We start from the raw sequence: 6,464 nt of genomic DNA, 5'->3' as shown, positions 1-6,464 counted from the left end.
CGCCAGAAGATCCTGCTGCTCGCCGTTGCGCCGCTGACCATCGCCATGCTGGCGATCATGCTGACCGTGAAGGAGAACCGCTATGAACTTCAAACTCAGTGGACACCACCTGGACATCACGCCCGCATTGCGTGAGTACGTGGAAACGAAACTGGAGCGTGTGATCAGGCACTTCGATCAGGTGATTGGCGTCAGCGTGTTGCTATCGGTCGATAACCACAAGGAGAAGGATCGGCGTCAGTACGCGGAAATCAACCTGCACCTCAAGGGTAAGGACGTCTTCGTTGAATCACACCATGAAGATCTTTATGCGGCCATCGACCTACTCGTCGATAAGCTGGACAGGCAAGTAATCAAGTACAAGGACCGCGTGCAAGGACATGATCGCAACAGCGTGAAGCATGAGGCCCTCCAGGCCGTGCAGATGCAGCAATAGTCAACGGCACCACAAAAAACCGCGCCCTCGGATGGCGCGGTTTTTTTATGCCATGGTGCATTCCTGACGATTCCGATTGCATCGGAATTAAGTCGGGCTAAAATCTGACCAAAGTATGAATGCTTGGTGTGGCGCCGATTTCAGCGCGACGCCGGCAAAAACAGGGTCGATGCGCAGGCGTAACACGCCGGCAGCGGCCATTTGCAGCCCTGGGGGATTCGCCTCTCTGCCCTGCGCGGCACGCCACTGGTGCGCCGCACAAAGCCGCGCGACGCGTGGTCTATAATGACCCGATTGTCCGCGCGCCAATTTGGTGCAGAAGGACGCCGCTCATTTCACGCATTACACATGAATCGCTTGGCCAAACTGCTGCCGCCCGGGAACATCGCCCTCGACGTCAGCGTAACCAGCAAGAAGCGGGTATTTGAACAGGCTGGTCTGCTGTTCGAGAACAACCATGGCGTGTCGCGCGCCGTTGTCACAGACAACCTGTTCGCGCGCGAATCGCTTGGATCAACGGGCCTGGGCGCCGGCGTAGCCATCCCGCACGGCCGCATCAAGGGGCTCAAGCAACCGCTGGCCGCGTTCATGCGGCTGTCTGAGCCGGTGCCGTTCGAGTCGCCTGACGGCAAGCCAGTCTCCCTGCTGATCTTCCTGCTGGTGCCAGAACAGGCGACCCAGCAGCATCTGGAAATCCTCTCAGAAATCGCCCAGCTACTGTCCGACCGCGAGATGCGGGAAGGCCTTGCTACCCTGCCGTCGCCCGAGGCGATTCACCAGCTACTGACCGACTGGCGGCCCTGAGCGCGGCGCAATCGGGGCTGCGCGCAACCGATTGCGAACGCTCATCGCCCCAACGGCGCACCGTGCCCTGCTATGGAACTGACTGGCGTTACCGCCCAATCGATTTTTGACGACAACGCAGCCGATCTGAAGCTGTCGTGGGTCGCCGGCCTGGAGGGCGCGGATCGCGCATTCGACGTGGATTTCGCCAAGGAAGCGACCTCCGCTGCTGACCTGGTCGGGCACTTGAACCTCATCCACCCGAACCGCATCCAGGTGCTCGGCAAGCCTGAGATCACCTACTACCAGCGTCTGTCGGAAGAAAACCGCAAGCGCCAGATGGGCGAGTTGATCCTGCTGGAGCCGCCGTTCCTCGTGGTGGCCGATGGCGTGGACCCGCCGCCGGATCTGGAGCTGCGCTGCACGCGTTCGTCCACGCCGCTGTTCACGTCGCCGATTTCCTCGGCGGCTGTGATTGATCATCTGCGACTGTATCTGTCGCGCATCTCGGCGCCGCGCGTGACGATGCATGGGGTGTTTCTCGACATCCTCGGCATGGGCGTGCTCATCATGGGCGATTCGGGACTGGGCAAGAGCGAACTCGGCCTGGAACTGATCTCGCGCGGTCACGGCCTCGTGGCCGACGATGCTGTTGATTTCGTGCGCCTGGGGCCCGATTTCATCGAAGGCCGCTGCCCGCCGCTACTGCAAAACCTGCTGGAAGTGCGCGGCCTGGGCTTGCTCGACATCAAGACGATCTTTGGTGAGACGGCCGTGCGCCGGAAGATGAAGATCAAGCTGATCGTGCAGCTCGTGCGCCGCAATGATGGTGAATTCGAGCGCCTGCCGCTCGATTCGCAATACCTCGATGTGCTCGGCCTGCCAATCCACATGGTGAAGATTCAGGTGGCGGCCGGCCGCAACTTGGCCGTGCTGGTGGAGGCTGCCGTGCGCAACACCATCCTGCGCCTGCGCGGCATCGACACGCTGCGTGATTTCATGGACCGCCAACGCGCCGCCATGCTGGCGGAAGCGGCCTCACACTCGCCGCAGGGCCGTCTGCTTTAACAAAGCTGCTACAAAATTTCGCGATCAGACGGGTTTTACCCTAGTTTTCGTGGCGAAACGTCAACCCGGCATACCGCCGCCCCGTTGTGGGAGGGAATGCGCCGAGCAAGCATGCGGCGGCGTTCATCGCGAGCGCGGTGATACATTCGCCCGCTCTTCTGTCGGTACCCAAGGAGAAACCACGATGAAACAACTGATTGCCGCTTGCGCCCTCGCGCTCCCGTTCCTGGCCGGCCAGGCGTTCGCCCAGGGCAGCGCACCGGCCGCGATGCCGGCTGCACCCGCTGCCAAGAATTCGCAACAAGACAAGATGAAGCAATGCAACATGGACGCCGCCGGCAAGAAGGGCGACGAGCGCAAGGCGTTCATGAAGGGCTGCCTGTCGGACAAACCGATGGCCGCCAAGCCGATGACCCAGCAGGAAAAGATGGCCGCCTGCTCTAAGGCCAACAAGGGCAAGAAGGGTGACGAGTACAAGAACGCCCAGAAAGAGTGCCTGATGAACAAGGGCTAAGCATCTCCTTAGCACTGCTCCAGAAAGGCGGCCCCACCCGGTCGCCTTTTTTGTTGGTCGCTGCTTTGCAACACAGGGATGCTATCCTCGCGGCATGCGGATCATTCTCATCACCGGTATGTCGGGTTCAGGGAAATCGGTCGCCCTGAACGTGCTCGAAGACGCAGGTTACTACTGCGTCGACAACCTGCCCGCGCAGTTCATCCCCGAGCTGGCGCGCTATCTGGCGGACCAGGGCTACACCCACCTGGGTGTCGCCACCGATATCCGCAGCCGAGAATCGCTGCGCAAGGTACCCGAGACCATCACCACGCTGCGCAAGGAACACGACGTGCGCATGCTGTTCCTGACGGCGAGCACCAACGCCTTGGTGCAGCGCTATTCCGAAACACGTCGCCGTCACCCGCTGTCGATCCGCAATGGCCGACCCGATGTTACCGGCACGCCCGCCAGCGCCAAGGACGCCGACACGTCCCTCATCGAAGCCATCGAGATGGAGCGCGAGCTGCTCAGCCCGCTGGCTGACCCGGCGCACCGCATCGACACCAGCACGCTGCGCACCAACGCCCTGCGCGCGTACATCAAGGAATTCATCAGCGACGAGCCGCACGACATCACGTTGATGTTCGAATCGTTCGGTTTCAAGCACGGCGTGCCAACGGACGCCGACCTCGTCTTCGACGTGCGCTCGCTGCCCAACCCGTACTACGACACGCAACTGCGCCCGCTCACCGGCCGCGATCGGCCCGTCATCGACTTCCTGCAAAGCCAGCCGATGGTGCTGGCGATGGCCGAAGACATTCGCGCCTACGTGGAAAAGTGGCTGCCGAGTTTCATCGCCGACAACCGCAGCTACCTGACCGTCGCGATTGGCTGCACGGGGGGCCAGCACCGTTCCGTGTATATCGCTGAACGGCTTGCCACGTACTTCCGCGCGCATGGTAATGTGTTAGTCCGCCACCGCGAATTGGCCGTAGACGGTTGAGCCGCGCGGCGCTACGCGAAGGTCTTGCCGCCGTCTGCTGAAGCCCGTCCATGCAAGAAGACATCGCTCTCTCGCCCTTTTCACCGCTGCCGCCGCTGCCAACCGAGCTGCCGCTGTTTCCGCTGCACACGGTGCTGTTTCCGGGCGGACTGCTCCCACTGCGTATTTTCGAAGCCCGCTACATGGACATGGTCCGCACCTGCCTGCGTGACCAAACCCCCTTTGGCGTCTGCCTGATCGAACGAGGTCATGAGGTGGCCACCGCAGAGGCGGCGACTGTGCCAGTCGATGTCGGTTGCATCGCTCACATCGTCGAGTGCGACATGGAGCAGCTTGGACTGCTGATGATCAAGGTGCGCGGCACGCAGCGCTTCAAAGTGCTGTCGTTCGACACCACGCCCGATGGCCTGATGCGCGGCACGGTCGAGCCTATCGGCGCCGACGTGGAAGACTGCAAGAGCGAACTCTTCGATGATTGCGTGAACGCTCTGCGCCGCATCGTCGCCACACTCGGCTCGCGTGAAGACGGCAACGTGCCGATGGCCGAGCCGTATGACTGGAACAGCCCAAGCTGGGTTGCCAACCGACTGTGCGAGCTGCTACCGGTGCCGCTCAAGGCCAAGCAGAAGCTGATGGAACTGATGGATGCGGGCATGCGCATCGAAATCGTCCATCGGTACATGAAGCAGCATCACATCCTTTGATGCTGCTTCAGTCGAGCTAGATCAGGCTCGGCTGCACCAGCGTCTCCAGCGCCAACTTCACCGGCGCGGGCAATCCCACGGAATTGAGTTGCGCGAGCGGCAGCCAGCGCCAGTCATCGCCGAGCGCGACGGGCGTGGCAATGTCCGCGCGCAGCAAGTGCATGTGCAGGCGGAAATGCGTGAAGGTGTGCGTGAGCGCGCCGGCCATTTCCACCGCAGAGACAGCGCCATACGCCTGCGCGGCCCGGCGCACGACGTCGACGTCTAACGGATGCGCGTCAATCGCATCGTCCATCTCGCCCACCAGCGGCAGCGACCACAACCCACCCCAGATGCCACGTTGCGGACGCCGTTGCAGCAGCACCGCGTCGCTGTGCAGAGCGATGATGAGCGTGGCTGCGCGCTCGGGTATCGCCTTGCGCGGGCGCGGCACGGGCAACGCCATCACGCGCTCGGTACTGCGCGCTTCGCATAGCGATTCAAGCGGACAGGCACGTTCGCCCGTAAGGCAAGCGGGCTTGCCGCGCGTGCAGACCGTGGCACCCAGATCCATCAAACCCTGCGTGTAGGGTTGGATATCGTTGGCCGGCGGCAACACGGCTTCGGCGATACGCCACATCGTGTCTTCGACACGCTTGTCACCGGGAAAGCCGTCGATGCCGAACGCGCGCGCAAACACCCGCTTGACGTTGCCATCGAGAATGGCCGCACGCACGCCATACGAAAACGCAGCGATGGCCGCAGCGGTCGAGCGCCCAATGCCCGGCAGCGAGGCCAACACCTCAGGGTCGCGCGGGAAGATGCCTCCATGCTCCGCCACGACGATCTGTGCGCAGCGATGCAGATTGCGCGCACGCGTGTAGTAGCCCAGGCCGGCCCATGCGGCCATCACGTCGTCGGCAGGCGCTGCGGCCAGCGCTTGCACGGTGGGGAAACGCTCGATAAAGCGTGCGTAATAGCCCAGCACCGCGCTCACTTGCGTTTGCTGCAGCATGATCTCGGAGAGCCACGTGCGATACGCATCGCCGGTGTTCTGCCACGGCAGGTGGTGACGGCCATGGCGCTGCTGCCAGGCGATCACGCGCACGGCGAAATCATCGGGAAGCGAGGGCAAAACAGGGGCAGGTTGCGCGGGTCGGCGCGTGCGGCGTGGGGTGGTGGTCATGCGTGTGATGAAGAAGCGGCGCACGGAAGATGCGCGCTGGCGGCGATCCTACCAGAACGAAAAAGGCGCCCGCAGGCGCCTTTCCCTTGCAGCATAACGATGTGCGTCAGGCCGCGACGGATTGCTGCTCCAGAATCGTCCCGGCCGAGAGGATGCGGTCGGTGTACGTCGCAATTGTGCCGCTGCGCTCATCCAGCGTGTTGAGCAGCGCTTCGAGTTCGGTGATACGTGCTTCGAGCGTATCGGTCGCCTCGTGGATGCGCTCGATCGAATCGACACGCTTGCGCAGTTGCTTCTGGTGATCGCGCACCTGCGCTTCGAGCGGCGTCATGACCGACTTCAGCCAGATCTCGATATCACGGTTCATGTCCTGGAAGGTATCGAGCACGCGGCTGGCCACCGTAGAGAACGCGCCGTGCACGAGCTGCGGCTTCGGACGCGTCAGGAAGCTGAACGCGCCAAAGTGATTGTGCGCGAGCATCAGCGTTTCTTTCAGATCGGCGTCGTAGCGCGTGCCTAGGAAGCGCAGCGGCGGCGACAGCGTAAAACCGTGCTCGGCGTTGAACTTCTTGTACATGCCGTCGACCATCTGGTGCAGCTGGTCGATACGGTTGGCGGCGTCGCGCACTAGGCCGGTCAGGTGGCCGAACAGCTTGTCCATGTCGTCACGCAGGCCACGCGAGAACACACGCTCCTTCATCTTCTCGCGCGCTTCGCGCATGGTCGAGCGGATCTGCTTGAGCTGCACGCTCTTGATGATCTCCGCGCTGTGGCGGCCGAACACCGTGCGCAGCGCCTGGAACTTGGCG

8 protein-coding genes are annotated in these 6,464 nt (G+C 62.5%); 6 read left to right on the top strand and 2 right to left on the bottom strand.

Translation table 11 applies throughout. The features are described from left to right. The first annotated feature begins 82 nt into the window (after positions 1 to 82). The 6 genes from raiA (at position 83) to AB0305_RS22210 (ending at position 4,490) form a co-directional block, all read left to right on the top strand. Positions 83 to 436, top strand: a complete 354-nt coding sequence (gene raiA, locus AB0305_RS22235; RefSeq protein ID WP_366174065.1) for a ribosome-associated translation inhibitor RaiA — start codon at positions 83 to 85, stop codon at positions 434 to 436. A gap of 348 nt (positions 437 to 784) precedes the next feature. Next, on the top strand, positions 785 to 1,240 hold the full coding sequence (gene ptsN, locus AB0305_RS22230) for a PTS IIA-like nitrogen regulatory protein PtsN (protein ID WP_366174063.1): 456 nt from the start codon (positions 785 to 787) through the stop codon (positions 1,238 to 1,240). A 72-nt stretch (positions 1,241 to 1,312) separates the two neighbouring features. Then, positions 1,313 to 2,287 carry an HPr(Ser) kinase/phosphatase gene (hprK, locus tag AB0305_RS22225; RefSeq protein ID WP_366174061.1) on the top strand — a complete coding sequence of 325 codons (975 nt, stop codon included), beginning with the start codon at positions 1,313 to 1,315 and terminating at the stop codon, positions 2,285 to 2,287. 184 nt (positions 2,288 to 2,471) lie between these two features. Further along, positions 2,472 to 2,801 (top strand): PsiF family protein, encoded by a 330-nt coding sequence (locus AB0305_RS22220; RefSeq protein ID WP_366174059.1) that lies wholly within the window; start codon positions 2,472 to 2,474, stop codon positions 2,799 to 2,801. Between the two features lie 94 nt (positions 2,802 to 2,895). After that, positions 2,896 to 3,786: an RNase adapter RapZ gene (gene rapZ / locus AB0305_RS22215; RefSeq protein ID WP_366174057.1), complete on the top strand. Its 891-nt coding sequence runs from the start codon at positions 2,896 to 2,898 to the stop codon at positions 3,784 to 3,786. A 50-nt stretch (positions 3,787 to 3,836) separates the two neighbouring features. Further along, positions 3,837 to 4,490, top strand: coding sequence for an LON peptidase substrate-binding domain-containing protein (locus AB0305_RS22210; protein ID WP_366174055.1), 654 nt, complete (start codon positions 3,837 to 3,839; stop codon positions 4,488 to 4,490). A 16-nt stretch (positions 4,491 to 4,506) separates the two neighbouring features. Here AB0305_RS22210 and mutY read toward each other — a convergent pair whose 3' ends face one another. Continuing rightward, positions 4,507 to 5,655: an A/G-specific adenine glycosylase gene (gene mutY, locus AB0305_RS22205; RefSeq protein WP_366174053.1), complete on the bottom strand. Its 1,149-nt coding sequence runs from the start codon at positions 5,653 to 5,655 to the stop codon at positions 4,507 to 4,509. A gap of 106 nt (positions 5,656 to 5,761) precedes the next feature. Then, positions 5,762 to 6,464 (bottom strand): hypothetical protein (locus AB0305_RS22200; protein ID WP_366174051.1); only part of this gene is annotated, 703 nt, incomplete at its 5' end.

This window comes from Arthrobacter sp. NPDC080086 (genome assembly GCF_040702285.1).
The sequence above is the reverse complement of the archived record's forward strand: the minus strand, read 5'-3'. Positions and strand labels throughout refer to the sequence as shown.